At 66.2% G+C, this 278-nt stretch carries 1 pseudogene; it reads left to right on the top strand.

Annotated elements, in window-relative coordinates:
- Positions 1 to 278, top strand: a pseudogene (gene holA, locus EN852_RS40620) (DNA polymerase III subunit delta); the annotation flags it as partial.

Genomic DNA, 278 nt, shown 5'->3' with positions numbered 1-278 from the left:
AGAAGGGCACCGGTCTCAGGGCCATCGTCGAGGCCGCAGGCAATGCCATCGCCTTGCCTTGCTACGCCGACGAGGCCCGCGATCTTGATACGGTGATCGATGACGAACTGCGCAAGGCCGGCATGTCGATGACGCTGGACGCCCGCCAGGCGCTGCGCCGCAACCTCGGTGGCGACCGGCTCGCCTCGCGCGGCGAAATCGAGAAGCTGGTGCTCTATGCGCACGGGCAGAAGGCAATCGACATCGACGACGTCAACGCGCTGTCGGGCGATGTCTCC

This window comes from Mesorhizobium sp. M2E.F.Ca.ET.209.01.1.1, assembly GCF_004010375.2.
Lineage (GTDB): Bacteria > Pseudomonadota > Alphaproteobacteria > Rhizobiales > Rhizobiaceae > Mesorhizobium.
Note: the sequence above shows the minus strand (reverse complement) of the source record. Positions and strands in the feature narration are given on the sequence as shown.